Source organism: Aeromonas sp. V90_14 (assembly GCF_029967615.1).
GTDB classification, from domain to species: domain Bacteria; phylum Pseudomonadota; class Gammaproteobacteria; order Enterobacterales; family Aeromonadaceae; genus Aeromonas; species Aeromonas hydrophila.
On sequence record NZ_JASCAS010000002.1, the window covers coordinates 174,433 to 200,021 of the forward strand.

Annotated in this window: 25 protein-coding genes; 17 read left to right on the forward strand and 8 right to left on the reverse strand. The window is 63.1% G+C overall.

Going from position 1 to position 25,589, the window contains the following annotated elements; all coding sequences use genetic code 11:
• The first annotated feature begins 143 nt into the window (after positions 1–143).
• Positions 144–1,355 carry a serine protease gene (locus QLG02_RS03140; protein WP_282464482.1) on the forward strand — a complete coding sequence of 404 codons (1,212 nt, stop codon included), beginning with the start codon at positions 144–146 and terminating at the stop codon, positions 1,353–1,355.
• Positions 1,356–1,418: 63 nt separating this feature from the next.
• Here the strand turns inward: QLG02_RS03140 and ribBA are convergent, their stop codons facing one another.
• From ribBA to glyA, 6 genes are all read right to left on the reverse strand, one after another.
• Positions 1,419–2,528: a bifunctional 3,4-dihydroxy-2-butanone-4-phosphate synthase/GTP cyclohydrolase II gene (ribBA, locus tag QLG02_RS03145; protein WP_065479063.1), complete on the reverse strand. Its 1,110-nt coding sequence runs from the start codon at positions 2,526–2,528 to the stop codon at positions 1,419–1,421.
• A gap of 141 nt (positions 2,529–2,669) precedes the next feature.
• On the reverse strand, positions 2,670–3,323 hold the full coding sequence (locus QLG02_RS03150; protein WP_106553201.1) for a riboflavin synthase: 654 nt from the start codon (positions 3,321–3,323) through the stop codon (positions 2,670–2,672).
• A 53-nt stretch (positions 3,324–3,376) separates the two neighbouring features.
• Positions 3,377–4,486 (reverse strand): bifunctional diaminohydroxyphosphoribosylaminopyrimidine deaminase/5-amino-6-(5-phosphoribosylamino)uracil reductase RibD, encoded by a 1,110-nt coding sequence (gene ribD, locus QLG02_RS03155; protein ID WP_282464483.1) that lies wholly within the window; start codon positions 4,484–4,486, stop codon positions 3,377–3,379.
• Positions 4,487–4,582: 96 nt separating this feature from the next.
• Entirely contained in the window at positions 4,583–5,032 is a 450-nt protein-coding gene (gene nrdR, locus QLG02_RS03160; RefSeq protein ID WP_010675395.1) for a transcriptional regulator NrdR, read from the reverse strand.
• Positions 5,033–5,166: 134 nt separating this feature from the next.
• Positions 5,167–5,601: a hypothetical protein gene (locus QLG02_RS03165; RefSeq protein WP_282464535.1), complete on the reverse strand. Its 435-nt coding sequence runs from the start codon at positions 5,599–5,601 to the stop codon at positions 5,167–5,169.
• 128 nt (positions 5,602–5,729) lie between these two features.
• Positions 5,730–6,983, reverse strand: a complete 1,254-nt coding sequence (gene glyA, locus QLG02_RS03170; RefSeq protein WP_011707102.1) for a serine hydroxymethyltransferase — start codon at positions 6,981–6,983, stop codon at positions 5,730–5,732.
• Positions 6,984–7,416: 433 nt separating this feature from the next.
• Between glyA and QLG02_RS03175 the strand changes: the two genes are divergently transcribed.
• The 7 genes from QLG02_RS03175 (at position 7,417) to QLG02_RS03205 (ending at position 13,788) form a co-directional block, all read left to right on the forward strand.
• Complete coding sequence (locus QLG02_RS03175) at positions 7,417–7,704, forward strand: hypothetical protein (protein WP_017409302.1); 288 nt, start codon at positions 7,417–7,419, stop codon at positions 7,702–7,704.
• Positions 7,705–7,727: 23 nt separating this feature from the next.
• Complete coding sequence (locus QLG02_RS03180) at positions 7,728–8,132, forward strand: GFA family protein (RefSeq protein WP_199269000.1); 405 nt, start codon at positions 7,728–7,730, stop codon at positions 8,130–8,132.
• Positions 8,133–8,280: 148 nt separating this feature from the next.
• Positions 8,281–8,925 (forward strand): molecular chaperone TorD, encoded by a 645-nt coding sequence (gene torD / locus QLG02_RS03185; protein ID WP_282464484.1) that lies wholly within the window; start codon positions 8,281–8,283, stop codon positions 8,923–8,925.
• Positions 8,926–8,932: 7 nt separating this feature from the next.
• Positions 8,933–9,301, forward strand: a complete 369-nt coding sequence (locus QLG02_RS03190; protein ID WP_016351742.1) for a hypothetical protein — start codon at positions 8,933–8,935, stop codon at positions 9,299–9,301.
• 169 nt (positions 9,302–9,470) lie between these two features.
• On the forward strand, positions 9,471–10,610 hold the full coding sequence (locus QLG02_RS03195; RefSeq protein WP_282464485.1) for a hypothetical protein: 1,140 nt from the start codon (positions 9,471–9,473) through the stop codon (positions 10,608–10,610).
• A complete protein-coding gene (locus QLG02_RS03200; RefSeq protein ID WP_029299278.1) occupies positions 10,600–11,232 on the forward strand; it encodes a hypothetical protein in 633 nt (210 codons plus the stop codon). The genes QLG02_RS03195 and QLG02_RS03200 overlap by 11 nt, the downstream gene beginning before the upstream one ends.
• A 105-nt stretch (positions 11,233–11,337) precedes the next feature.
• Positions 11,338–13,788 (forward strand): EAL domain-containing protein, encoded by a 2,451-nt coding sequence (locus QLG02_RS03205; RefSeq protein ID WP_282464486.1) that lies wholly within the window; start codon positions 11,338–11,340, stop codon positions 13,786–13,788.
• A gap of 46 nt (positions 13,789–13,834) precedes the next feature.
• Here the strand turns inward: QLG02_RS03205 and QLG02_RS03210 are convergent, their stop codons facing one another.
• Positions 13,835–14,131: a hypothetical protein gene (locus QLG02_RS03210; protein WP_282464487.1), complete on the reverse strand. Its 297-nt coding sequence runs from the start codon at positions 14,129–14,131 to the stop codon at positions 13,835–13,837.
• 168 nt (positions 14,132–14,299) lie between these two features.
• Here QLG02_RS03210 and acs point away from each other — a divergent pair, with 168 nt between their 5' ends.
• The 7 genes from acs (at position 14,300) to QLG02_RS03245 (ending at position 22,174) form a co-directional block, all read left to right on the forward strand.
• Positions 14,300–16,246, forward strand: coding sequence for an acetate--CoA ligase (acs, locus tag QLG02_RS03215; protein WP_282464488.1), 1,947 nt, complete (start codon positions 14,300–14,302; stop codon positions 16,244–16,246).
• Positions 16,247–16,512: 266 nt separating this feature from the next.
• Positions 16,513–16,962 (forward strand): type II 3-dehydroquinate dehydratase, encoded by a 450-nt coding sequence (aroQ, locus tag QLG02_RS03220; RefSeq protein WP_016351748.1) that lies wholly within the window; start codon positions 16,513–16,515, stop codon positions 16,960–16,962.
• Between the two features lie 36 nt (positions 16,963–16,998).
• Positions 16,999–17,454, forward strand: a complete 456-nt coding sequence (gene accB / locus QLG02_RS03225; RefSeq protein ID WP_011707112.1) for an acetyl-CoA carboxylase biotin carboxyl carrier protein — start codon at positions 16,999–17,001, stop codon at positions 17,452–17,454.
• 15 nt (positions 17,455–17,469) lie between these two features.
• Positions 17,470–18,810: an acetyl-CoA carboxylase biotin carboxylase subunit gene (accC, locus tag QLG02_RS03230; RefSeq protein WP_011707113.1), complete on the forward strand. Its 1,341-nt coding sequence runs from the start codon at positions 17,470–17,472 to the stop codon at positions 18,808–18,810.
• 112 nt (positions 18,811–18,922) lie between these two features.
• Positions 18,923–19,201 (forward strand): YhdT family protein, encoded by a 279-nt coding sequence (locus tag QLG02_RS03235; RefSeq protein ID WP_016351749.1) that lies wholly within the window; start codon positions 18,923–18,925, stop codon positions 19,199–19,201.
• Entirely contained in the window at positions 19,191–20,660 is a 1,470-nt protein-coding gene (panF, locus tag QLG02_RS03240; protein ID WP_282464489.1) for a sodium/pantothenate symporter, read from the forward strand. The genes QLG02_RS03235 and panF overlap by 11 nt, the downstream gene beginning before the upstream one ends.
• 86 nt (positions 20,661–20,746) lie before the next feature.
• A complete protein-coding gene (locus QLG02_RS03245; RefSeq protein WP_024944285.1) occupies positions 20,747–22,174 on the forward strand; it encodes a PTS transporter subunit EIIC in 1,428 nt (475 codons plus the stop codon).
• 2 nt (positions 22,175–22,176) lie between these two features.
• Here the strand turns inward: QLG02_RS03245 and QLG02_RS03250 are convergent, their stop codons facing one another.
• A complete protein-coding gene (locus tag QLG02_RS03250) occupies positions 22,177–23,049 on the reverse strand; it encodes a LysR family transcriptional regulator (RefSeq protein ID WP_282464490.1) in 873 nt (290 codons plus the stop codon).
• 100 nt (positions 23,050–23,149) lie between these two features.
• Between QLG02_RS03250 and QLG02_RS03255 the strand changes: the two genes are divergently transcribed.
• A complete protein-coding gene (locus tag QLG02_RS03255) occupies positions 23,150–24,166 on the forward strand; it encodes a zinc-binding alcohol dehydrogenase family protein (protein ID WP_282464491.1) in 1,017 nt (338 codons plus the stop codon).
• 527 nt (positions 24,167–24,693) lie between these two features.
• Positions 24,694–25,572 carry a 50S ribosomal protein L11 methyltransferase gene (prmA, locus tag QLG02_RS03260; protein ID WP_010675412.1) on the forward strand — a complete coding sequence of 293 codons (879 nt, stop codon included), beginning with the start codon at positions 24,694–24,696 and terminating at the stop codon, positions 25,570–25,572.
• Positions 25,573–25,589 lie beyond the last annotated feature (17 nt).

Sequence of the window (25,589 nt, forward strand, 5' to 3'; positions counted from 1 at the left end):
TCTAGCACAAAGGGGAATCGGACAAAAACATGCATCACAATTCTGGCAACGACAGTGCAATTGACTTTTTGCTTAACTGATCCGACCTGATAATAATACGTCACCCTACTACGGGTTAAAATAATAACACCAAGGAGTTCAGTATGTTGGATTTCAAACGCAGCGGCGTCGCACTCGCCTGCCTGCTGCCGCTGGCTGCTCAGGCCGATGCTGGCAGCCCGCGCATCATCGGCGGCAGCGCCGTCACAGCCCCCAGCTGGATGGTGGCCGTCGGCGAAGTCGTCAACGGCAATTGGAGCAATTTCTGCGGCGGCACCCTCATCGACAAGCAGTGGGTACTCACCGCTGCGCACTGCGTCGCAGAGGCCCAGTCCGGCCCCATGGAAGTGGCCATCGGGGTGAGTGATCTCAGCCGCCCTCACCTTCGCAGCAAGGTAGACCAGGTGCTGATGCACCCGGAGTATTACGTCAACCTGCTGATCAATCTCGGTTATCGCGACACCCCGAACGCCTCGGATGTGGCCCTGCTGCACCTTGCCACCCCCGTTACCCAGACACCGATCGCCATCGCCGACCCCGTCATCAAGGATACCTGGCAGCAGAACACGACCATGCTGCATGCCCTGGGGTACGGTGGCATCGACCCCAGCGCGACCAAAGCCAGCCCGCAGCTGCTGGCGGTGGATCTCGCCTATCGGGGAGACAGGGACTTCTGGTACGGTGACCCGACCACGACCCATATCTTCGCCGGCAAGCTGGCCGGTCAGGACACCTGCAAAGGCGACAGCGGTGGCCCGCTCACTTATGGTGGACAACTGGTCGGCGTGACCAGCTACGGGGCCTTCCCCTGCGCCACCGGCAGCGCCGGTGGCTATGTCTACGCCCCCGCCTTCAGTGACTGGATCGCCGAGCAGCAGCAAGGCGTCACCCTGACCACGGTCCGCGGCCTGATCCTGCCTTCAGGCACCAGTGGCTGGGCCGACTACCTGCTGGCCAACCGCAGCAACCAGGCGGTCACCCTGAGCGGCATCTACAGCGATGCCTCCGCCATGAGCAACGGCTGCGCCGGCCGTCTGGAAGCGGGTCAAACCTGCACCCTGCGGCTTCGCGCCGATGGCAACAATACAGTCGGTACCCTTCGCGTGCAGGGCGTTGAACTCACCGCCACCAATGAACAGGGGGCGAGCCAGCGCCTTGAAGGGGCCTTGATCAGTCTCACCAGTGAGCCCACCAAGACTCCGGATACCACCACGACCACCACAACGACGACCACTTCAAGCAGTGGCGGTGGTGGCGCCACCGGTTTCGCAGCCCTGTTGCTGCTGCCGCTGGCCTGGTTGCGCCGGCGCCGCTAAGGCAAAACAACAAGGGATGACCGAGGTCATCCCTTGCTTCATATTCATTTCATCACATCAGGCTTATTCGCCGATGTACTCCACCACTTCCAGGCCGAAACCGCCGAGGGCATGGTACTTCTTCGGCGAGCTCAACAGGCGCATCTTGCCCACGCCCAGCGCCTTGAGGATCTGGGAACCGACGCCGACCCGGCGCGAGGTGCCCTGCCACTTGGCCCCTTCCGGTGCCAACCCCTTGTCCGCCGCCTCGAACCCCTTGACCCGGGCCAGCAGCTCGGCGCCATGGGCTTCCGCCCCCAGGATCACCAGCACCCCGCCTTCGTCGGCGATGCGGGCCATGGATTTGGGCAGCGGCCAGCTGCGGGCGCTGTGGCGATCGGTCAACAGCAGATCGCTCAGCACGTCGTGCAGATGGACCCGCACCAGGGTCGGCTGCTCGGCCTGTACCTCACCCTTTTTCAGGGCGAAGTGCACCTGGTTGTCGATGGTGTCGCGGAAGGTGATGAGGTCGAACTCGCCAAACTCGGTGGGCAGCTTGCACTCGGCCACCTTCTCCACCGTGGTCTCGTGCTGGTTGCGGTATTCGATGAGGTCGGCGATGGTGCCGAGCTTGATGCCGTGCTGCTCGGCGAACAGCTCCAGATCAGGGCGGCGCGCCATGGTGCCGTCTTCGTTGAGGATCTCGACGATGACGGACGCCGGCTCGTAACCCGCCAGCCGGGCCAGATCGCAACCGGCCTCGGTGTGACCGGCGCGGGTCAGCACGCCACCATCCTGCGCCATCAGCGGGAAGATGTGGCCGGGCTGCACCAGATCGGCGGCCTTGGCGTTCGGTGCGACAGCAGCCTGCACGGTGACGGCGCGGTCGGCGGCGGAGATGCCGGTGGTCACCCCTTCGGCCGCTTCGATGGTCACGGTGAAGGCGGTGGAGAACTGGGCATTGTTGCGATCGACCATCAGCGGCAGCGCCAGCTGCTTGCAGCGATCCCGGGTCAGGGTCAGACAGATGAGCCCCCGGCCATAGCGGGCCATGAAGTTGATATCTTCCGGGCGGACACAGGAGGCGGCCATGATGAGGTCCCCTTCGTTCTCCCTGTCTTCGTCATCCATCAGGATCACCATCTTGCCAGCCTTGATATCGGCAATGATTTCCTGGGTCGTGCTTAGCGCCATGGGCTACTCCATCAACATGCTGCGGGGATTGAGCCAGTCGGCTCGGCTTGATACTGCCTATTGTGCTCTAGATGGGGCACAGGAGGCCCCATTTCAATCAGCGCGGGATCACAGAAAAGCGTTTTTCCCGCCGAGGGTCCATCACAGGAAGCCGGACTGGGCCAGCTTTTCCAGGGTCAGGGTGGAGGCGCTGCTCTCCTCACGCTTGCCCGTCATCAGCCGCTCCAGATAGCGGGCAATCTGATCCACCTCGAGATTGACCCTGTAGCCAGGTTTCCACTGGGCGATGGTGGTCTCCTGGGCGGTGTGGGGCACTATGGTCAGCCGGAACAGATCCCCCTGCACGGCATTGACGGTGAGGCTGATGCCGTCCACCGCGATCGAGCCTTTCTCGGCGATGTAGCGGGAGAGTTCGCCCGGTGCCTTGATCCAGTACTCGATGGCGCGGCCGCTGGCGGACTTGCTCTTCACCTCGCCGATGCCGTCCACATGGCCGGAGACCAGGTGGCCGCCGAGGCGGGAAGTGGGCATCAACGCCTTCTCGAGGTTGACCCTATCCCCCACCCTGGCAGTGGCGAAACCGGTGCGGGAGAGGGTTTCCAGCGACACGTCGGCGGTATAGCTCTTGTCGCCGAGCGCGATCACGGTGAGGCAGACGCCGTTGGTGGCGATGGAGTCGCCCAGCTTGACGTCGCCAAAATCCAGAGTCGGTGCGTGCACGGTGAGGGCCATGTCCTCACCCTGGCGGCGCAGCTCGGCCAGGGTTCCCACCGCTTCGATAATTCCGGTAAACATGCAGATCACCTTGCTGATGACGGGGGCGGCACGGCCCCTTTAACATTGATAAATCAGGCCAGTCTGGCCGTAATGCGGATATCCGGCCCCACCATGCGCACATCCTTGATGTTGAGCTTGGGGGCCTGGAACAGTCGGGTCAGCCCCGGCAGGTGGAACAGGCCGCGCCCCTCATCCCCCATCAGTTTGGGCGCCTGATAGAGCACCAGCTCATCCACCAGCCCCTTGTCCAGCAGGGCGCCGCACAGCCGCGGCCCCGCCTCCACCAGCACAGAGTTGACGTTCTGCTTGGCCAGCAGCATGAACAGGCTGACCAGATCCAGCTTGCCGTCCAGCAGCGGTACTTCCAGCTGCTGGACCCAGGCGGGCCACTCACCGGATGCCTTGTGGCGAGCCAGCAGTACCGGGCCCTCGCTCTGGAACAGCGGCAGATCCGGGGTGAGCCGGTTTTGCGAATCGACGATGACCCGCAGCGGCTGGCGCAGGGTCTCTTTGGGATAGACGGCCTTGACCGAGGCAGGCAGCTCGTCCCAGCGCACGGTGAGGGAGGCGTTATCCGCCAGCACCGTCTCGGCGCTGGAGAGCACCACATCGTGGCGGGCCCGCAGCCGCTGCACGTCGCGACGCGCCTCCGGGGAGGTGATCCACTGGCTCTCGCCGCTCGCCATGGCGGTACGGCCATCCAGGCTGGCGCCAAGCTTGACCGTCACCTGCGGAAACGCGGTGCGCATCCGCTTGAAAAAGCCCGGGTTGAGCGCCTCGGCTTCGCTTGCCAGCAGGCCGAAATCGGTTTTGATGCCAGCCTCGGAGAGCATGCGCAGGCCGCGCCCGCCCACCTGAGGGTTGGGATCCACCATGGCGGCGACCACACGGGTCACCCCGGCCTTGATCAGTGCCTCGGCGCAGGGCGGGGTGCGGCCGTGATGGGAGCAGGGCTCCAGGGTCACGTAGGCGGTGGCGCCGCGGGCGTTGTCACCGGCGGCATGCAGGGCGTACACCTCGGCATGGGGCTCGCCCGCGCGCTGGTGCCAGCCCTCTCCCACCACCACGCCGGCCTTCACCAGCACGGCGCCGACGCAGGGGTTGGGGGCCGTGGTGTAACGGCCGCGGCGGGCCAGTTCGAGGGCCCGGCTCATCCATTGGTAATCGTCTTGACTAAACATCTGGGCTCCTCTGACAGCACATCCAAGCTTACGCAATATCGTAGGTTCGATTAGCGCAGCGTAATCGAACGCGGCAATCTGGTTTGGAAGAAAGACTTACTTCTCCAGCTTGGCGATCTCTTCACCAAACTCGCGAATATCTTCAAAACTGCGATAGACGGAGGCAAAGCGGATATAGGCCACCTTGTCCAGGCTCTTGAGCTCGTCCATCACCAGGTTGCCCACCAGCTGGGAGGCGACTTCGCGCTCGCCGGTGGCGCGCAGACGGGACTTGATGTGGTTGACCGCCTTTTCGATGGCCTCCATGCTCACCGGCCGCTTCTCCAGCGCCCGCAAGATGCCGGCCCGCAGCTTGTCTTCGTTGAACGGCTCGCGCGAGCCATTGGATTTGATGACGCGGGGCATCACCAGCTCGGCCATCTCGAAGGTGGTGAAGCGCTCGTGGCAGAGCAGGCATTCGCGACGGCGGCGCACCTGATGGCCTTCGGCCACCAGACGGGAATCGATCACCTTGGTATCTACCGCACTACAGAAAGGGCAATGCATCGGACCTCCGGCGTTGACGGAAAAGGGCGCCGGCCCCGGGGGCTGGCTCTAGGCCGGCCAGTGTAGCACGGCCATCCGGAACCGGTAAAAGCCCGTGGAAACAAGGAATGGCATACACCCAGGCGGCCCCTGGCTCAGTCGTCATAAGGCAGGGTATCGGGGTCGCAGCCCTGATAATCGGGGGCGGGATCGACGGCAAAGCGACGCGCCTCGATATGGCTGTGGCCCAGCAGCAACGCCTTGCCTACCCGGTGCATGCCATCCATCACCCGGCCGGCGCTGTCCAGCAGGATGGGATAGGCGAGATCGGCCGCCATCATCAGCTGGCAGTGCTCCACCACGCTGCGCACCGTGGGGCGGGCGGCGTCATGGCCGTACCAGTGCACCTGATCGAGCTCGGCAATCTCGCCGAGCGCCACCGCCTGCACCGGCAGATCACGGCTCAGTCGCACCAGCCGGCGCACGTCCCAGGCCAGCAGCCCCTTTTCGCTGGCGCGAAAGTGGTACTGGGCGCGGATCGCCTGCCTGAGCGCAGCCTCCAGCGCCCCGTCTTGCTGTTCACTGGCCATGGTCAGATTGCCTTGCCCGCTATGCTCTTCGTCGTTCAGCGTCATCAGGCCCTCCTGTGTTGCCAAACGCCACAAAAAACAATGCCACCCGTGGGTGGCATTGGTCTCAAACCGGGTGAGGGCCGTTATCAGGCATACACCGGGAAACGACGGCAGATGTCCAGCACCTGTTCACGTACGGTGGCCAGCACGGCATCGTTGTCGTGGTTGTCCAGCACGTCACAGATCCAGTTGGTCAGCTGGATGGACTCGGCTTCCTTGAAACCACGGCGGGTGATGGCCGGGGTACCGATCCGCACGCCGGAGGTGACGAACGGGGAGCGCGGGTCGTTGGGCACGGAGTTCTTGTTGACGGTGATGTTGGCTTTGCCAAGGGCCGCATCGGCCTCTTTGCCGGTCAGCTCACGGCCGATCAGGTCAACCAGCATCAGGTGGTTGTCGGTACCGCCGGAGACGATCTTGTAGCCGCGCTCGATGAAGGTCGCAGCCATCGCCTTGGCGTTTTTCACGACCTGAGCCTGATAGGTCTTGAACTCCGGCTCCAGTGCCTCTTTGAAGGCCACCGCTTTACCGGCGATGACGTGCATCAGCGGGCCACCCTGACCACCCGGGAAGACGGCGGAGTTGAGCTTCTTGTAGAGCTCCTCGTCATCGGCGGCGGAGAGGATCAGACCACCACGCGGACCAGCCAGGGTCTTGTGGGTGGTGGAGGTGACCACGTGGGCGTGGGGAACCGGGTTCGGGTAGACGCCAGCGGCGATGAGGCCTGCCACGTGGGCCATGTCGACAAACAGCCAGGCTCCGACCTTGTCGGCGATTTCGCGCATGCGAGCCCAGTCGACGATGCCGGAGTAGGCGGAGAAACCACCGATCATCATCTTCGGCTTGTGCTCGACAGCCTGACGTTCCATGTCGTCGTAGTCGATCTTGCCGGACTCATCGATGCCGTAGGGGATGATGTTGTACAGCTTGCCGGAGAAGTTGACCGGGGAGCCGTGGGTCAGGTGACCGCCGTGGGCCAGGTTCATGCCCAGCACGGTGTCGCCCGGCTGCAACAGGGCCATGTAGACGGCGCTGTTGGCCTGGGAGCCGGAGTGCGGCTGCACGTTGGCGTAGGTGGCACCGAACAGCTCTTTGGCGCGCTCGATAGCCAGGGTTTCAACCACATCCACATACTCGCAACCACCGTAGTAACGCTTGGAGGGGTAACCCTCGGCGTACTTGTTGGTCAGCTGGGAGCCCTGGGCTTCCATGACACGGGGGCTGGTGTAGTTCTCGGACGCAATCAGCTCGATATGCTCTTCCTGACGACGGGTCTCGTCTGTGATGGCCTGCCACAGCTCTGGATCATAGCCGGCAATGGTCATGTCACGTTTCAACATCCGTTTCTCTCCTGAAAATCGTTTGCGCGATAGGTGAAGTGGGCAGGCGCATTGTAACGTGAGCTGGATCAAAGAGACAGTCCAACCACCCAAAAATTTGTTTAAAAAATGTAAAATGTGTCGCGAAATTCACAATACCCATGCTCCCCAATCGGCTGGACCGTCATCGCCCGACACCCACGCCAGCCGTGCGATCCCCTGTCACCGCCCGGGCAACATGACCGGGCCCGGACTGGCCGAACAGCCAAAACCAGAGCCAGATCATGGATATAGCATTTACTAACAGATAACATCTTTAGCTGGCACAGCGGTTGCCCGGCATGCGCAGCAACGACGCGACCGGCAACAGAAGGGCCCTCTCATCGCATCCGGTCAACTGCTGCTCACGTCACCCCCTTGCCTCTTTGCACCGCAGACCTCACGGGAGTAAGCCATGCTGGATAACCTGATGCTGTTTCTGATTATTTCGGTATTCGCGCTGTTCTATTGGATCTACTATACCGGCACTCGCAAGAGTCCCTTTGTCACGCAGTGGGATCAACTGCCCACCCGCGAGCAGTATCTGGCAGCGCACCCGGAAGCCATCGATGGCGACATCATCTTCTGTATTCACTGCGGCCACCATCAGCAACTGGATGTGGGCCTGGTGCACCAGACCGATTTCCGGCGCCAGCATATCTGCACCCGCTGCAAGAAGACGCTCTATCGCGAGGAGCTCTGACCCATCAGCCAAGGATCCGCAAGATGACATCATTGACCGCCAGCTGCCTGTGCGGCGCCGTCGCCCTGAGCCTGCCCGACCGCTTCGACTATCTGGGCAACTGCCACTGTTCCGAGTGCCGCAAATTTTCCGGCGCAGATTACGCCCCGGTGGGCGGCCTGGATGGTGCGCTCGTCACCATCACTCGAGGAGAGGAGGCCATCAGCCGCTTCCAGAAATCCCCCGAGACCACCCTCGCCTTCTGCCGTCAGTGCGGCTCCAGCCTGTTCAGCGAGAAGCGCAGCAGCGGCAAGCTGAACCTGCGCCTCGGCATTCTCGACACGGCGCCGAGCCAGCGACCCGGCTTTCACATCTTCGTCGGCTCCAAGGCCCCCTGGCACGAGATCACCGATGAGCTGCCACAGTTCGAGGCCCGCCCCACCGCCTGACACCGTCACCGACATGCCCTGAAAAGGCCGCCTCTGGCGGCGTTTTTCCCGACTTGTTCGGCGGATTGTCACCTATGGGTTAACTTTTCTGCCAAAGCCGTTAGAATCGGGCTCAGTCTGCTTCCCGCTTGCCATCCACGGAGGAAAAATGCAGGAATTTCTGGCCACTAGCGAACGTCGGGCCGAACTTTACTGGTGGTTTGCGACCCTGTTTACCGCCCAGCTCAGCGACGAACAGATCGCCGAATACGACAGCTATGATGTGCGAAGCTTCCTGAAGAGCCTCTCCACGCTCGATCCGATGCGCCCGGCCGTGGCCGAGCTCAATGACGCCATCGCCCGCCTGCTGGTACGCCCCGAACGGGCCAACGCGCTGGCCGGCGACTTCCATGAGCTGTTCCTGGCCAACGACGCCGTCTCTCCCCATGAATCCGCCCACCAGGACGCCGCTGCGCTAGAGCGCATGCAGGCGCGGCTGAGCCGGATCAATATCGATGTCAGCGCCAAATACCAACAACCGGTCGATCATCTGGGGGTTGAACTGGATCTGATGGGCAGTCTCATCATTCGCGCCGCCGAAGCCGCCAGCGCCGATCTGCGCGAACAGTGGCTCGGCGAGCAGGAGGCCTTGCTGCACGGCCATCTGCTGGCCTGGTTCCCGCATTTCGAGCGCGCCTGCCGCGCCGCCGATCCGTTTGGCTTCTACGGCGCCAGCGCCCGCCTGCTGGGGGTCTTCCTCACCATGGATGCCAACTACCTCAGCCTGGTCAAACCGGCGCCAGCCGCCGACTGAGTTCGACATGAAGACGGCCCTGCTGCTGATTGCCTGCTGGCTGCTGGCCCTGATCCCGCTGGATCAGGGCCTTACCCCCCTCGTGACCCTGCTGTTCAACCCGGACCGCGTCCTCTACGGCACCGCCCAGCTCACCGGTTTCGCCGGCATCCTGCTGACCCTCTATCTCGCCAATCTCGGGGTGGAGGTGGTGCTGCGCCGCCGCTTCCAGATAGCGGGCATGCTGGCCCTGCTGGCCGCCTGGGTCGACTTCATCAACAGCAGCGGCAGCGAGGCCCACTGGCTGCTGCTGCTCGCCCTGGCGCTGCCGTTTCACGGGCTCGGCCTGCTGGTGCTGGTGCGCGGCATCCAGGCCTTCGGCCGCCAGAAAGGCTGATAAACCGCCAAAACTATTACAAATCATGACAGCCCGATCCGCCCATCCGCCCTTGTCACAAGGGCAGACCCTCAATTGCTGGTAACATTCGCTTACATTCAGCTCCCGTTCAGTTTCGCCGCAACCGTTATAGTGCCGCTCCTTTTCCAACCAATGCAGGAGCATCAGCATGCCTCCACAGGATGCACGCATCACGGGTCTCGACCTGTTGCGAGGGCTCGTCATCTTCATGGCCGTCTTCGAGCACTACACCGGCTACCTCAACTACTGGTACATCGACTTCTTCAACCGGGAACACGCCCTGTGGGACAGCTTCTATCTGTCGCACAAGGCGATGGCCGGCCAGCTGCTGCCCATGGATCACACCACGGCCCAGGTCTCGGCCTGGCTCATTCCCTGGGTCAGCCAGATCTACCTGGCGCTGGCCGCCTTCAACCTCAGCCGCCGCGATCAGGCCAGTTTCAGACCGCAGCTGGGCGGCAAGCTGGTGCTGTTCGCCAGCATCATTCTGGTGCTCTATGTGGAAGGGCTGGTGATCGCCCCCAACTTCGGCGAGGCCATCTCGTTCTACCCGGTGATGCTGTGGATGTGCCTGCTGGCGCTCTTCTCGCTGGTCTACGCCTGGTTCGGCATTCGCGGCATGCTGCTGCTGACCCTGCTCAGCCTGCTGCTGGATCAGCTCGGCGTGCAGGATCTGCTCGGTCACATCGACGGCTGGATGAAGTTGCACGTGCACCCCGACTACGAGCTGGATGCCCGCCTCGACCTCTTCATGGCCAGCGGCTGCTTCGGCTTCCTCTATGGCTGGTGCTGGCATCAGCGGCCCCAATGGCGGGATCGCCTCAACGCCCTGGTACTGACGCTCTCGCTGGTGGCGCTGGCCGTCTATCTCATGTTCGGCGAGACCAGCACGGTCGAGCTCAGCGACATCTACGCCAACGAGCACGAACTGGCGATGGACATGGTCGGCCGCGCCGGCATCTGGGGCATGGAGTTTCTGGTGATCGGGGCCATGCTCTGGCTGCATCAGCGCAACATCCGGCTGTGCTGGCGCCCGCTCAACTGGATCGGCATGTACTCGCTGACCGTCTTCATCTTCCACAAGAGCATCTTCGTGCACCTGTGGGGCCCGCTTTTGCTGTGGTGGACCGCCCGTCAGGGCACCATCTTGCCCAACAACTTCGGCCTCATCATGGCGCTCAGCGCCACCAGCGTGCTGCTCATCTACGCCTTCCAGCGCTCCGGCATCATCTGCCACCTGATGGGCATGCACCAGGACCGTGACTGGGCGCGGCTCTATGGCAAATAAGTGCTGGCTGCCGCTGCTGTTCCTGACCCTGCCCCTGTCGGCCAAAGAGCCGGACAACCAGTGGCAGCTGGGCGGTCAGTGGCAGCTCGGCAGCAATCAGGCAGGGGTCAGCGCCGATGCCAGCATGCAGTTCTGGCTCGCCTATGAGCGAGAAACCCAGGTCGGCCTGCTCTTCGCCGATGGCCAGAGCGCCGGGCTGGCCTTGCCGCTCTACAAAAAGAGCTTCTTCGCGGTCGGCGTCGCGCCCATGCAGGTGGTCGATCGCAACCGCTTCAGCGCCTTCTGGCGCCTCGGCTGGCAACTGGACGACGATCACCAGCTCACTCTGGGCCAGCTCTATGACGTCAGCGGCCGTTATGGCCAGCTCTGGTACATGGAGCACAGCCTGCCGCTGCCGGCCGAGATCTCCCTCAACCTCTGGCTGACCCGGGGCAGTCAGGCCCACATGGCCGCCTACGGAGCTGACGAGGGCCTGCGGGACTGGGGAGTCACGCTGGAACGCAGCTGGCGCTGGCAGCAGTGGCGCCTTGGCACCGAGTTCGGCGCCAAGCAGTGGCTCATCAAGGAGCACGACTGGCAACCGATGATCAACCTGACCCTGAGTTATCACTTCAGCTGGTAACACCGCTAAAAGGGGGCGAATGACGCCCCCTCTCTTCCCTCCAGAATGCTTCATGCCATACTGACAGCAGCTTAAGTGACAAAAAAGTCAATTCAGGAGCGCGCGATGGGCGAAGAGACTTTCAATGCCATGCCGGATCCACCGCTGGCGGGGCAATTGAACATGAACGAGCTGCAGCAGCTGTTCGAACTGGCCCCGTTTGGCATAGGCGTGTTTGACCGCCACTTTCGCTGCCGCAGCGTCAACCAGACCCTGGCCGATCTCAACGGCCTCTCCCGAGAAGAGCACTACGGCAGATATCTGCGCGAAATCGTCCCCACGCTGGCTCCGGTGCTGGAACCCCTGTTCCAGCAGATCATCAGCAGCGGCGTCCCCCGGGTCGAGCTGAACCTGAGCGGCCATACCGCGGCCCATCAGGGTCGGCAGCGCCACTGGCAAGCAATTTACAGCCCCATGCTGGACGAACAGGGGGTGCCCGACCGCATCCTCACCATAGTGCGGGACGTCACCGAGCAGGTCGAAGCACAGCAGCGGCTGCAACTGGCCATGAGTGCCGGCCAGATCGGGGTGTGGGAGTGGCATGTGACGGAGGACAGGCTGCAGTTTGACGGCCAGGTCGAGCGCCTGCTCGGCACCACGGCCAGTCAGTTTCAAGGGGGGATTGAGCAGTTCATCAAGCGCTTCGATCCGCTCTCTGGCGAGCAGTTCAGGGCGGCGATCAACGGCACGGCCCCCATTCACCTCACCCTCGGCTATCTCGGGCCGGATCAGTTGCGAGGCTGGGTCGACATTCACGCCGATCACGTGGCGGCCACCGACCATCAGGGGCGGCGCATCACCGGGGTGATCCACGATGCCACCAGTCGCTGCAACCAGGAGGACAAGCTGCGCCAGGCCAACGTGGTGTTCGAGACCGCCGCCGAAGGCATCATCATCATGGATGGCCAGCGCCAGATCATCTCGGTCAATCCGGCCTTTTCCAGCATGACTCAATATGAAGAGGCGGAGATCGTGGGCAAGTCGCCGGAGGCCATCATGCATCCACGCCGCCACACCGACATCGATTATCCCTGGCATACCCTGCTGCCCGGCAGTCACGCCTGGCATGGCGAGATGATGTGCCTGCGCAAGGATGGCGGCTACTTCACCTCCTGGCAGCATGTCAGTGCCGTGCACGACAGCCGCCACAACACCACCAACTACGTCATCGCCTTCTCCGACATCAGCGCCATTCGCAAGGCTGAAGCGCAGCTCAACCACCTCGCCTATCACGATCCCCTGACCGAGCTCGGCAACCGCAACCTGCTGCAGGAGCGGCTGGAGCTGGAACTCAAGACCGCCCAGCTCAACCACCAGCAACTGGCCCTGCTGTTCATCGATCTGGATGGCTTCAAACTAATTAATGACACCCTGGGCCATCGCGCCGGCGATGAGCTGCTCAAGCTGCTGGCCGAGCGGATCCGCCGCGTCCTGCGCCACAACGACGTGGCCGCCCGGCTCGGTGGCGATGAGTTCCTGGTGCTGATCCCCTTCTTTGAACGGCCACAGGAGCTGGAGCGACTCGCCGAGCAACTGCTGGCCTGCCTGCGCGAGCCGGTCGAACTCGGCAACGAACGGGTGGCCGTCTCCGCCAGCATCGGCATAGCTCTCTATCCGGAACACGCCACCAGCCCGGATACCCTGGTCAGCGCCGCCGACAGCGCCATGTACGAGGCCAAGAACCGGGGCCGCAACGGCTATCTGTTCTATACCCCGGACATGACCGAGCAGACCCGGGAGCGAATGAGCATGGAGCAGGGACTGTTCAAGGCCATCGAGCAGCATCAGCTCTGCGTCCTCTATCAGCCCATGACGGAGCTCGCCAGCAACCGCATGAGCGGGCTGGAGGCCCTGCTGCGCTGGCAGCACCCCAGCGAGGGGATGATAGGACCCACCCGCTTCATCCCGGTGGCCGAGGAGTGCGGGCTTATCGAGCAGATCGGTGAGTGGGTGATGCGCACCGCCTGCCGGCAGGGACAGGCGTGGCTGACCGCCGGACTGGCGGTACCCAGACTGTCGATCAATGTGTCGGTGCGGGAGATGCGCTCGGCAGGTTACGTGGAGCGGGTCGCCGCCATCCTGGCCGAGACCGGCTTTCCGCCAGAGAAGCTGGAGATAGAGGTCACCGAGAGCATCATCCAGCGAGTCGATCAGAGCCTGCAGCTGTTCAGACGCCTGAAGGCACTGGGGGTACAGATCGCCATCGACGACTTCGGCACCGGCTTCTCCTCCCTGAGCCTGCTCAAGAGCCTGCCCATCGATCGCATCAAGATTGACCGCACCTTCGTGCAGGCACTGCCCGATGACAAGCACAGCCGGGAGCTGTGCCGCACCATCATCAACCTGGCCGACAGCCTGGGCATGGTGGTCACCGCCGAAGGGATTGAGACCCAGGCCCAGCGCCAGTTTCTGCAATCACTGCACTGCCAGGAGGGGCAGGGTTATCTGTTCAGCCACCCGCTGGCCGAGCCCCATCTGGCCGAGCAGCTGGGCTCGCGCAAGGGCGCCTGGTGCTAGCGGTGCGCCGGGATCCGCGCCGCACCAGCGGCGCAGGTGACGCTCATCAGTTGAAGGTCAGCCTGGCATCCCACCCTTCGTCCTGCTGCCGGCGTGACTCTTCCAGCAACGAGTCCTGCGGATAGGAGGATTTTTTCTCTTCGAGGGTGACGGACACCGACGGCTTGCGCGCCAGCCAGGCCTCGCTCAACTGACCGCTGATGTGGTCCCGCAGGGATGGCAAATCAGGCTGTGCCGGTGTCAGCGCAAGGTCGTTGGCATGGGGGGCGGCCAATGCGGCCTCATCGGTGGCCTGCGGGGCCTCGAACTGCCAGAGGGAGGTGCAAAGGAGCAAGGACAGCATGGCTATCTCCATCGATAAAACCGATGTTTTTACTCAATCACCGATGAATTGTCACTCATGGCGCTGTAAGCGGATGTTTCCATCTATCCAAAAGTCTAATTGCCCTCCCTCGCCAAAGGTATAAGTTGTTACCTAATCATTACGGGAATGTATTCAAAGGAGTGACAGATGAGCGAGAGCAAGGTCTACCCGGTCAAGGCCCACATCAGCAAGGGTGCCCTGTTGGACAAGGCAGGCTATGAGGCCATGTACCAGGCCTCGGTGCAGGATCCGGATGCCTTCTGGGGTGAGCAGGGAAAAATCCTCGACTGGATCAAGCCCTATACTAGGGTCAAGAACACCTCCTACGACCCGGGCCACGTCTCCATCAAGTGGTATGAAGATGGCCTGCTCAACGTCTCGGTCAACTGCCTGGATCGCCATCTGGCACAGCGCGGTGACAAGGTCGCCATCATCTGGGAAGGGGACAACCCGGCCGAGGATCGCAAGCTGACCTACCGCGAACTGCACGCCGAGGTGTGCAAGTTTGCCAACGTATTGAAAGCACAAGGCGTGCATCGGGGTGACGTGGTCTGCCTCTACATGCCCATGGTGCCGGAAGCGGCCATCGCCATGCTGGCCTGTACCCGCATCGGCGCCGTGCACAGCATAGTCTTCGGCGGCTTCTCGCCGGAGGCCCTGGCCGGTCGCATCATCGACTCCGGCTCCTCCATCGTCATCACCGCCGATGAAGGGCTGCGCGGCGGCCGCCCGGTACCGCTCAAGAAGAACGTGGATGAAGCACTCACCAACCCGGAGACCAAGGTCAACAAGGTGATCGTGCTCAAGCGCACCGGCGGCAACATCGCCTGGCACAACCACAGGGACATCTGGTGGCACGACGCCGTCGCCACCGTCAGCGCCGACTGCCCGCCCGAGGCGATGGGGGCCGAAGATCCGCTCTTCATCCTCTACACCTCCGGCTCCACCGGCAAACCCAAGGGGGTGCTGCACACCACCGGCGGCTATCTGGTCTATGCCACGCTCACCTTCAAGTACATCTTCGACTACCACGAAGAGGACATCTACTGGTGTACCGCCGACGTGGGTTGGGTCACCGGCCACTCCTATCTGGTCTACGGGCCGCTTGCCAACGGCGCCACCACCATCATGTTCGAAGGGGTGCCCAACTACCCGGCCACCAACCGCATGAGCCAGGTGGTGGACAAGCACCAGGTCAGCATCCTCTACACCGCCCCCACCGCCATCCGCGCGCTGATGGCCAAGGGCAACGAGGCAGTAGCCGGCACTTCCCGTTCGAGCCTGCGCATCATGGGCTCGGTGGGCGAGCCCATCAACCCGGAAGCCTGGGAGTGGTACTACCGCACCATAGGCGAGGAACGCTGCCCCATCGTCGATACCTGGTGGCAGACCGAGACCGGCGGCATCCTGATCAGCCCGCTGCCCGGCGTCACCGCTCTCAAGCCTGGCTCGGCTACCCGTCCCTTCTTCGGCGTGCAACCGGCGCTGGTGGACAACATGGGCGAGCCGCTGGAGGGGGCCACCGAGGGCAACCTGGTGATCACCGACTCCTGGCCGGGCCAGATGCGCACCGTGTTCGGCGATCACGAGCGGTTCGAGCAGACCTACTTCTCCACCTTCCCCGGCCGCTACTTCACCGGCGACGGTGCCCGTCGCGACGAGGATGGCTACTACTGGATCACCGGGCGGGTGGATGATGTACTGAACGTCTCCGGTCACCGCATGGGCACCGCCGAGATCGAATCCGCGCTGGTTTCCCATCCCAAGATCGCCGAAGCGGCGGTGGTGGGCGTGCCGCACGAGATCAAGGGTCAGGGCATCTACGCCTATGTCACCCTGATCGCCGGCGAGGAGCCGAGCCGGGAGCTGCATAAAGAGGTGAAGGAGTGGGTCCGCAAGGAGATCGGCGCCATCGCCACCCCGGACGTGATCCACTGGGCCGAGGGGCTGCCCAAGACCCGCTCCGGCAAGATCATGCGGCGAATTCTGCGCAAGATCGCCACCGGCGAGACCGACAGCCTGGGGGATATCTCCACCCTGGCGGATCCGGGCGTGGTGGACAAGCTGATCCGCGAGAAGTCGGAAGCAGCCTGATCCTGACTGCGTTCCTGCCTCCAAAGCCGGCCTCGAGCCGGCTTTGTCGTCTTTGCTACTGAGCGTTTCAACAACGCACCGGTTAGCGCGAAAAATAGACAGATGTAGAGATTAGACCAGTAAAATGCTGCTAATTTTCACGAAATCAATATAATTGCGAAATCTGTGTGCCAGTGCACACCGATTTGCGCAGAAAATGACTAGATTTCTGATAGTCCACAAGATGGCTGACAGATAGCAGCATTATCATCGAGGATGTACTCAATATGTCGCAAAAACACCGAATTCTCCTGCTCAACGGGCCGAACCTGAACCTGCTGGGCAAACGGGAACCGGGCATCTACGGCAGCAAGACGCTCGATGAGATCGTCGCCGATCTGACGCACAACGCCGGCGAACTCGGGGTCACACTGGAACACCTGCAATCCAATGCCGAACATGAGTTGGTCGGCCGCATCCACCAGGCCATGGGTCAGGTGGATTTCATCATCATCAACCCGGCCGCCTTCACCCACACCAGCGTCGCCATCCGCGATGCGCTGCTGGGTGTGGCCATCCCCTTTATCGAGGTTCACCTGTCCAACGTCCATGCCAGGGAACCCTTCCGTCATCACTCCTATCTGTCTGATGTCGCCAAGGGGGTCATTTGTGGGCTGGGGGCCGATGGCTACCAATTCGCTTTAACCGCGGCCGTGCACCAGTTGCGCGCGGCTTGATAATCACTGATCAGATAAAGAAGAAAGAGAATGCTAATGGATATCCGCAAAATCAAGAAGCTGATTGAACTGGTTGAAGAGTCCGGCATCGCCGAACTGGAGATCTCCGAAGGTGAAGAGTCCGTTCGCATCAGCCGCAACTTCTCCGGTCAGGTGACCGCTGCTCCGCAGATGATCATGCAACAAGCTGCCGCCCCGGTTGCCGCTCCTGCCGCCGCACCGGCTGCTGCTGCCCCGGCTGCCGACGCCATCCCGAGCGGTCACCTGATGCGCTCCCCGATGGTTGGCTCCTTCTACCGCTCCTCCAGCCCGGAAGCCAAGCCGTTCGTGGAAGTCGGTCAGCACGTCAATGTCGGCGATACCCTGTGCATCGTCGAAGCCATGAAAATGATGAACCAAATCGAGTCTGACAAGGCCGGTGTGATCAAAGCGATCCTGGTTGAAAATGGTCAGGCCGTCGAATTCGACGAGCCGCTGTTCATCATCGAATAAGGGAAGTCGCCACCCATGTTGGACAAAGTAGTCATCGCCAACCGCGGTGAAATTGCCCTGCGGATCCTGCGCGCCTGCAAAGAGCTCGGGATCAAGACAGTGGCCGTTCACTCCACCGCCGACCGGGAGCTCAAGCATGTGCTGCTGGCCGACGAAACCATCTGTATCGGCAAGCCGGCCAGTACCGACTCCTACCTCAATGTGCCGGCCATCATCGCCGCCGCCGAGGTGACCGGTGCCGTCGCCATCCACCCGGGTTACGGTTTCCTCTCCGAGAACGCCGACTTCGCCGAAGTGGTCGAGAAATCCGGTTTCATCTTCATCGGCCCGCGCGCCGAGACCATTCGCCTGATGGGTGACAAGGTCTCCGCCATCGAGGCGATGAAGAAAGCGGGCGTGCCCTGCGTACCGGGCTCCGACGGTCCGGTCGACAGCGATGCCAAGCACAACGCCGCCATCGCCAAGCGCATTGGCTACCCGGTGATCATCAAGGCCGCCGGCGGAGGTGGTGGTCGCGGCATGCGCGTGGTGCGCAGTGAAGCCGAGCTGTCTGCCGCCATCGCGCTGACCAAATCCGAAGCAGGCCAGTTCTTCAAGAACGACATGGTCTACATGGAGAAGTACCTGGAGAACCCGCGCCACATCGAGATTCAGGTGTTGGCAGACGGCCAGGGCAACGCCCTCTATCTGGGTGAGCGCGACTGCTCCATGCAGCGTCGTCACCAGAAGGTGGTCGAAGAGGCGCCGGCACCCGGCATCACCGAAGAGATGCGCAAGTTCATCGGTGAGCGCTGCGTACGCGCCTGTATCGAAATCGGCTACCGCGGTGCGGGCACCTTCGAGTTCCTGTACGAGAACGGCGAGTTCTATTTCATCGAGATGAACACCCGTATCCAGGTTGAGCACCCGGTCACCGAGCTGGTCACCAGCGTGGATCTGATCAAGGAGCAGCTGCGCATTGCCGCCGGTCAGCCCCTGTCGATCACCCAGCAGGACATCCGCATCCGTGGCCATGCCATCGAATGCCGGATCAACGCCGAAGACCCGGCCACCTTCATGCCGTCTCCTGGCCTGATCCAGCGCTTCCACGCGCCGGGCGGTCTGGGCGTACGCTGGGATTCCCACATCTACGCCGGCTACAAGGTACCGCCCTACTACGACTCCATGATCGGCAAGCTGATCTGTTACGGTGAAAACCGCGACGTCGCCATCGCCCGCATGCGTCAGGCGCTGGACGAGCTGGTGGTGGAAGGGATCAAGACCAACGTCTCCCTGCAAAAAGAGATCATGAAGGACGAAAACTTCCAGCACGGTGGCACCAACATCCACTACCTGCACAAGAAGCTCGGTCTGTAAGGATCCTTGACCAAGACCGCCATGTTGGTGGACGTCGGCTCCGCAAGGAGCCTCTGTTGAAAAAGGGCCATGGCGACATGGCCCTTTTTTGTTATCCTTGCGCCCCTCAAAATTGTCGGAGGCCAAGGTGAATCGTTTCGCGCTCGCTCGCCGGGAAGCAGCCCTCTGCCTGCTGCTGACCCTGCTCTACTTCCTTGCCTGGTATGGCACGGCCTATTTCATCCCCGCAGAGATCGAATGCTGGGACATGCCGCTCTGGTTCCTGCTCAGCTGCATCCTGATGCCGCTGCTGTTCATCGTGCTGTGCGGCCTGATGGTGGATCGTCTGTTCGTGGACATCCCCCTCGACTCCCCTCCCCTCGATGCCAAGGAGCCTTCCCATGAATCTTGAGTTGATGCTGCCGCTGGTCATCTACCTGGTACTGGTGCTGGGGGTCGGTTTCTGGGCCAGCCGCCATCGCAGCAACGGGGACTTCGTGCAGGAGTACTTCATCGGCAACCGCAGCATGGGTGGCCTGGTGCTGGCCATGACGCTGGTGGCCACCTACACCTCTGCATCGTCCTTTATCGGTGGGCCCGGCGCCGCCTACAAGATCGGCCTCGGCTGGGTGCTGCTGGCGATGATCCAGCTGCCCACCGTCTGGCTCACCCTGGGGGTGCTCGGCAAGAAGTTCGCCATCATCGCCCGCCGGGTCAATGCGGTGACCATCAACGACATGCTGTGGGCCCGCTATCGCAGCAAGTGGGTGGTGGTGCTGGGCTCGATGACCATCATCCTGGCCTTCATCGCGACCATGGTGGTGCAGTTCATCGGCGGTGCCCGGCTGCTGGAGACCGCCACCGGCCTCAGCTATCAGCAGGGGCTGCTGCTGTTCGCCAGCTGCGTGCTGCTCTACACGGTGATCGGCGGCTTTCGCGCCGTGGTGATGACGGATGCGCTGCAGGGGATCATCATGCTGATCGGCACCGGCGCCCTGCTGGCGGGGATCCTGGTGGCCGGTAACGGCCTGCCCAACCTCATCCACCAGCTCAAGGTGATCGATCCCAAGCTGGTGAGCCCGCAGGGGGCCGGCGACCTGCTGACCCAGCCCTTCATGCTGAGCTTCTGGGTGCTGGTCTGCATCGGGGTGGTGGGGCTGCCCCACTCGGCGCTGCGCTGCTTCGGCTACCGCGACAGCAAGGCGCTGCACCGCGGCATCCTCATCGGTACCATCGTCAGCGCCTTGCTGATGTTCGGCATGCACCTGGCCGGCGCCCTGGGCCGCGCCATCCTGCCCGGCATGGACAGCCCGGACAAGATCATGCCCTCCCTGATGATGGAGGTACTGCCACCCTGGCTGGCCGGGGTCTTCCTGGCGGCGCCCATGGCGGCCATCATGTCCACCATCGACTCCCAGCTGATCCAGGCCTCCGCCACCCTGGTGAAGGATCTCTACCTCAACTACCTGAGCCCGGAGAAGGCCGGCCAGGAGAAGCTGGAAGTGCGGGTGCCGCGCCTCTCCCTGCTCTGCACCCTGATCCTGGGCACCCTGGTACTGCTGGCGGCGCTGCAGCCCCCCGAGATGATCATCTGGCTCAACCTGCTCGCCTTCGGCGGCCTGCAGGCGGTGTTCCTGTGGCCACTGGTGCTCGGCCTCTACTGGTCGCGGGCCAACGGCCCGGGGGCCCTGGCCAGCATGGTGTGCGGCATCCTCTGCTACGCCATCCTGAGCCAGTGGGAGATCAAGCCGGCCGGCCTGCACGCCATCGTGCCGAGCCTGGCGCTGGGGCTGATAGCCTTCGTGCTGGTCAGCCTGCTGACCCCGGCCCCGAGCCAGCATGTGCGGCGCTTGTTTGAGCCGCAATCATAAATGGATTAATAAAGGGTTCCGAAACTATCCCAAAATGGGTGTTTTACGGGTAAACTGTGCGCCATGTCACAAAATACCGCACCCTTATGCCCGTACAGAACGCCAGACAGATCCTGACCCAAGCCCTGCAGCGACTCGGTTACGCCCTGTTGCTGCCGGTCTCCATCCTGCCGCTGGCCGCGCTGCTCTATCGGCTCGGCCAGCCGGACGTGCTGGATCTGGCGGTGCTCTCCCTCACCGGCCGCGCCCTGTTCAGCCAGATGCCGCTCATCTATGCGGTGGCCATCGCCTTCGGGCTGAGCCGCCAGGGTGAAGGCACCCAGGCGCTGGCCGGCGCGGTCAACTTTCTGCTGCTGAGCTCGGCGCTCGGCACCCTGGCCCCCGGCCTGCACAGCGACATGATCTGCGGCCTGCTGGCGGGATTGACCACCGCCATCGTCTACCCCTGGCTCAAGCGCCACCCCATGCCCCACTGGCTGCGGCTGGTCAACGGCGATTTCACCAGCCTGCTCGCCTCGGCGCTCACCTGCCTGCTGCTGGCCTTCCCGCTCGCACTGCTCTGGCCGCTGCTGGAACAGGGCATCACCCTGCTCGCCTCCGAACTGCTCACCACCCCGTTCGGCGCCTTCTGCTACGGCGTACTGAACCGGCTGCTGATCCCGCTCGGCCTGCATCAGGTGCTGGGCAGCCTCATCGGGCTGGGGGAGAGCAACCTGCAGGCACTGGCCAGCGCCCAGCCGCTGCACGAAGGCTATGTGGCCGGGCTCTACCCCATCATCATGTTTGGCCTGCCGGGCGCCTGCTTCGCCATCTGGCTGCACCGCCAGCGCATGCAACGGTTGCCGCAGGGGGGATTGCTGCTCACCCTGGCGCTCACCTCGGCGCTGGTGGGCATCACCGAACCCATCGAGTTCCTGTTCGCCTTCACCGCCCCCTGGCTGTTTCTGGCCCACGCCCTGCTGACCGGCCTGTCGCTCGCCACCTGCAGCGCGCTCGGCATCAAGGTGGGCAGCTACTTCTCCGCCGGCCTGCTGGATCTGGTGCTGAGCTACCACGCCGGCGAGCACAGCTTCTGGCTCATTCCGGTCGGCATCCTGTTCTTCGTCGCCTACACCTTGCTGTTCTATCAGCTGCTGGAGCGCACGCCCCTCAGCCTGCCGAGCAAGCCCATCGCGCCGGAGCACCCGCGCCTCGCCAGCGTCGCCCCCTCCGACCCCCAGATGCTGGCGATCCAGTACCTCAAGGTGCTGGGCGGCATGGACAACCTGCAGGCCATGAGCGTCTGCCTCACCCGCCTCAGCCTGCGGGTGCGCGACATCTCGCTGGTGGATCAATCCCGCCTGCTGGGGCTGGGCTGTCTCTCCTGGATCCAGCTCAACGACCATCAGCTGGTGCTGGTGCTGGGCCCCAACGCCAGCCTGATCGAGGGGCAGATCCGTATGCTGGCAGAGCGCCAGTCGGTGCCGCTCGGCCTCAAACCCAATCAGGAGTCCGCCGGCCAGAGCGGCTGGTAGCCTCAGGCAAACGGCAAGCGCTCGGCCACGAAGTCCATCAGGCTACGCAGGGCGGGGGCCAGGTGCTCCCGGCTCGGGTAGATGAGATAGAAGGGATTGGGCGGCACGGCGAGCTCGGGCAACACTTTCTGCAAGCGGCCACTCGCCAGATCTCCTTCGCAGACGTGATGGGGCAGCAGAGCGATTCCCCCCTCATTGATGGCCAGCTCCCGCAGCGCCAGCAGGCTGTTGCTCAGACAAGCCCCCTGCGGCCGCCAACCTCCCTCCTGCAAGGGCCACACCGGCAGCGACGTGTGCACCAGGCAGGCGTATCGCCCCAGCACGCTCAGCTGTTGCGGCGTGCCGTGGGCCGCCAGATAGGCGGGCGCCGCCACCAGATGGCGCGGCACCTGACCGATACGCCGGCAGATCAGGCTGGAATCTTTCAGCGGCGCCGCCCGCAGCGCCAGATCATAACCCTCCCCCACCAGATCAAGCTGCTCATCGCAGAGGGTCAGCTCCAGCACCACCTCGGGGTAGAGGGCCCGAAACTCGGCCAGGATCCGGCCGAGCAGCAGGGTGCCAGTCGCCTCCGGCGCGGTGATCCGCACCCGGCCGGCCGGGGCCGCGCGCAGCCGCGCCATCGCCAGATTGGCGCTGCGGGCCAGCGCCAGCAGCGCCCGGCACTGCTCCACATAGACCTCCCCCTGCGGGGTCAGGCTCAGCCGGCGGGTGGTGCGCTGCAACAGGCGCACCCCGAGCTGGGATTCGAGCCGCGAGATCTTCTGGCTGACCGAGGATTTGGGCATGCCGAGCAACTCGGCCGCGCCGGTAAAACTGCCCTGCTCCACCACGGTGGCGAACAGCCCCATCAGCTCCAGTTCGACATTGTTCATATATTCAAACAGTCTTTACCAATTACCCATCTTAATCTGAATAATCAACCAGACTAGAGTGGCTGGCAATCCCCATCCAACCGATTTGAAAGGAACTGCCATGAAAGCCATCGCCCTGACCCACTATCTGCCGAGCGATCACCCCCACTGCTTCATCGAAGCCAATCTGGCCGACCCGACACCAGGCCCGCGCGACCTGCTGGTGCGGGTCAAGGCCACCTCCATCAACCCGGTGGACACCAAGGTGCGTGCCCCCAAGGCCAAGGTCGAGAGCAGCCCGCGAGTGCTGGGCTGGGACGCCGTGGGCGAAGTGATCGCCGTCGGCCGCGAGGTAACCCTGTTCAAGGCGGGCGACCGGGTCTGGTATGCCGGCGACATCAGCCGCCCCGGCAGCAACAGCGCCCTGCAACTGGTGGATGAGCGCATCGCAGCCCTCGCCCCCACCAGCCTGAGCGACCTGGAAGCAGCTGCCCTGCCGCTCACCGCCATCACCGCCTGGGAAACCCTGTTCGAGCGCATGAGCCTCACCCGCGAGAGCAGCGGCAAGCTGCTGATCATCGGCGGCGCCGGTGGCGTGGGCTCCATCGCCATCCAGCTGGCCCGCCAGCTCACCGGCATGGAGGTGATCGCCACCGCCTCGCGCCCCGAGACCCGGGCCTGGTGCCTGCAGATGGGGGCCCACCAGGTGGTGAGCCATCACCGGTTGCAGGAGGAGCTCACCGCCCTCGGCATCACTCAGGTAGATGCCATCTTCTGCACCAATGCCACCGAGCAGCACTGGGATGCCATGGCCAGCCTCATCAGCCCGTTCGGCCATATCTGCACCATCGCCGAATCGAGCGTGCCCTGGGACCTCTCCCTGCTCAAGAGCAAGAGCGTCACCTTCAGCCAGGAGTTCATGTTTACCCGCTCCCTGTTCCAGACCCCGGACATGATCGAGCAGCACAACCTGCTGGGGCTGGTCGCCGCCCTGGTGGATCAGGGAGTGGTCAAGACCACCCTCAGCAAGGTGGTGGCCGAGCTGACCCCGACCACCCTGGCTCAGGCCCATGCCGAGGTGGAAGCCGGCCGCATGGTGGGCAAGCTGGTGATCGACATGAGCCAGTTCGGCAACTAATCCCTTATGGGTAAAAACTGCACCATCATGGGGTGAACTCACCAGTGACAAGCCCCATCACAGCACAGCTCACCTCAGGCAACAGACAGTCACCACGCAGCATCACCATAAAAAGAGCCAAAAAAAGGGGCCATCCCGCCGGGATGGCCCTAAATACCTGAACGTTGGGGTAACAATCACACACATATCCTTATGCAGGACCTCTGTATCTTTGCAGCTAGTGTGCCAATCCCGCCCGCCTCCCCGCTTGCTTGCCACATTGCCCCCTGCCACCGGGGTATGCAGCCCCCGGCCACTCTGCGGGCAAAAAAAAAGCCACCCGAAGGTGGCTGAAAAAGATGACGGAACTTTCCTAGAGCAAAGCATTCAGCGGGAACAGGTTGCTTCCCGTCACCCAATGAGGAATACATTAACCGTGCCAACTCGGCAAAGTCCGCATCCTCCACCACACTGCATGTGCAAACCACGACAGCACACGCCCATGATGATAGAATCCCGCGGTTTCACATTTATGAAGAGTCGATGCCATGCCCTGGATACAAATTCGAATCAACGCCACTGCCAAGACCGCAGACAAGGTGAGCAACATGCTGCTGGGGCGTGGTGCCCAGGCGGTGACCTTTATGGATGCCAAGGATGTGCCCGTCTATGAACCCATGCCGGGCGAAACCCCGCTGTGGGGCGAGACCGAAGTAATGGGGCTGTTCGACGCCGAAACCGATCCGGCGCCCACCATCGCCTTCTTCCAGCAGATCTTCGGTGAGGACGTGGGCTACAAGGTGGAGCAGCTGGAAGACAAGGACTGGGTGCGCGAGTGGATGGATCACTTCCACCCCATGCAGTTCGGCGAGCGGCTCTGGATCTGCCCGAGCTGGCGCGACGTGCCGAACCCCGATGCGGTCAACGTCATGCTGGACCCAGGTCTGGCCTTCGGTACCGGTACCCACCCCACCACGGCGCTCTGCCTGCAGTGGCTGGACGGTCTGGATCTGGCCGGTAAAACCGTGGTCGACTTTGGTTGCGGCTCCGGCATCCTCGGCATTGCCGCCCTGAAACTGGGTGCCGCCCGGGTCATCGGCATCGACATCGATCCGCAGGCCATCCAGGCCAGCCGTGACAACGCCGAGCGCAATGGCGTCGCCGATCAGATAGAGCTCTATCTGCCGGCGGATCAGCCGCAAGATGTCGAAGCGGACGTGGTGGTCGCCAACATCCTGGCCGGCCCGCTGCGCGAACTGGCGCCGCTGATCGCCGGCCACGGCAAGGCGGGCAGCCTGATGGCCCTCTCCGGCGTGCTGGAAAGCCAGGCGCCGGAGCTGGAGACCATCTATGGCCAGTGGTTCGAGATGGATCCGACTGCGGTGAAGGAAGAGTGGTGCCGCCTCTCCGGCCGCAAACTCGGCTGATAAACAACAAGCCACAG

Coding starts and splice junctions, on each gene's coding strand:
- QLG02_RS03190 (WP_016351742.1), top strand. CDS start 8,933: ATGAAGACGGCCCTGCTGCTGATTGCCTGCTGGCTGCTGGCCCTGATC.
- torD (WP_282464484.1), top strand. CDS start 8,281: ATGCAGGAATTTCTGGCCACTAGCGAACGTCGGGCCGAACTTTACTGG.
- ribBA (WP_065479063.1), bottom strand. CDS start 2,528: ATGGCGCTAAGCACGACCCAGGAAATCATTGCCGATATCAAGGCTGGC.
- QLG02_RS03175 (WP_017409302.1), top strand. CDS start 7,417: ATGCTGGATAACCTGATGCTGTTTCTGATTATTTCGGTATTCGCGCTG.
- panF (WP_282464489.1), top strand. CDS start 19,191: ATGAATCTTGAGTTGATGCTGCCGCTGGTCATCTACCTGGTACTGGTG.
- QLG02_RS03210 (WP_282464487.1), bottom strand. CDS start 14,131: ATGCTGTCCTTGCTCCTTTGCACCTCCCTCTGGCAGTTCGAGGCCCCG.
- QLG02_RS03255 (WP_282464491.1), top strand. CDS start 23,150: ATGAAAGCCATCGCCCTGACCCACTATCTGCCGAGCGATCACCCCCAC.
- accB (WP_011707112.1), top strand. CDS start 16,999: ATGGATATCCGCAAAATCAAGAAGCTGATTGAACTGGTTGAAGAGTCC.
- QLG02_RS03200 (WP_029299278.1), top strand. CDS start 10,600: ATGGCAAATAAGTGCTGGCTGCCGCTGCTGTTCCTGACCCTGCCCCTG.
- prmA (WP_010675412.1), top strand. CDS start 24,694: ATGCCCTGGATACAAATTCGAATCAACGCCACTGCCAAGACCGCAGAC.
- glyA (WP_011707102.1), bottom strand. CDS start 6,983: ATGTTGAAACGTGACATGACCATTGCCGGCTATGATCCAGAGCTGTGG.
- QLG02_RS03205 (WP_282464486.1), top strand. CDS start 11,338: ATGGGCGAAGAGACTTTCAATGCCATGCCGGATCCACCGCTGGCGGGG.
- QLG02_RS03250 (WP_282464490.1), bottom strand. CDS start 23,049: ATGAACAATGTCGAACTGGAGCTGATGGGGCTGTTCGCCACCGTGGTG.
- ribD (WP_282464483.1), bottom strand. CDS start 4,486: ATGTTTAGTCAAGACGATTACCAATGGATGAGCCGGGCCCTCGAACTG.
- QLG02_RS03150 (WP_106553201.1), bottom strand. CDS start 3,323: ATGTTTACCGGAATTATCGAAGCGGTGGGAACCCTGGCCGAGCTGCGC.
- QLG02_RS03140 (WP_282464482.1), top strand. CDS start 144: ATGTTGGATTTCAAACGCAGCGGCGTCGCACTCGCCTGCCTGCTGCCG.
- nrdR (WP_010675395.1), bottom strand. CDS start 5,032: ATGCATTGCCCTTTCTGTAGTGCGGTAGATACCAAGGTGATCGATTCC.
- QLG02_RS03195 (WP_282464485.1), top strand. CDS start 9,471: ATGCCTCCACAGGATGCACGCATCACGGGTCTCGACCTGTTGCGAGGG.
- QLG02_RS03245 (WP_024944285.1), top strand. CDS start 20,747: ATGCCCGTACAGAACGCCAGACAGATCCTGACCCAAGCCCTGCAGCGA.
- aroQ (WP_016351748.1), top strand. CDS start 16,513: ATGTCGCAAAAACACCGAATTCTCCTGCTCAACGGGCCGAACCTGAAC.
- accC (WP_011707113.1), top strand. CDS start 17,470: ATGTTGGACAAAGTAGTCATCGCCAACCGCGGTGAAATTGCCCTGCGG.
- QLG02_RS03180 (WP_199269000.1), top strand. CDS start 7,728: ATGACATCATTGACCGCCAGCTGCCTGTGCGGCGCCGTCGCCCTGAGC.
- QLG02_RS03165 (WP_282464535.1), bottom strand. CDS start 5,601: ATGGCCAGTGAACAGCAAGACGGGGCGCTGGAGGCTGCGCTCAGGCAG.
- acs (WP_282464488.1), top strand. CDS start 14,300: ATGAGCGAGAGCAAGGTCTACCCGGTCAAGGCCCACATCAGCAAGGGT.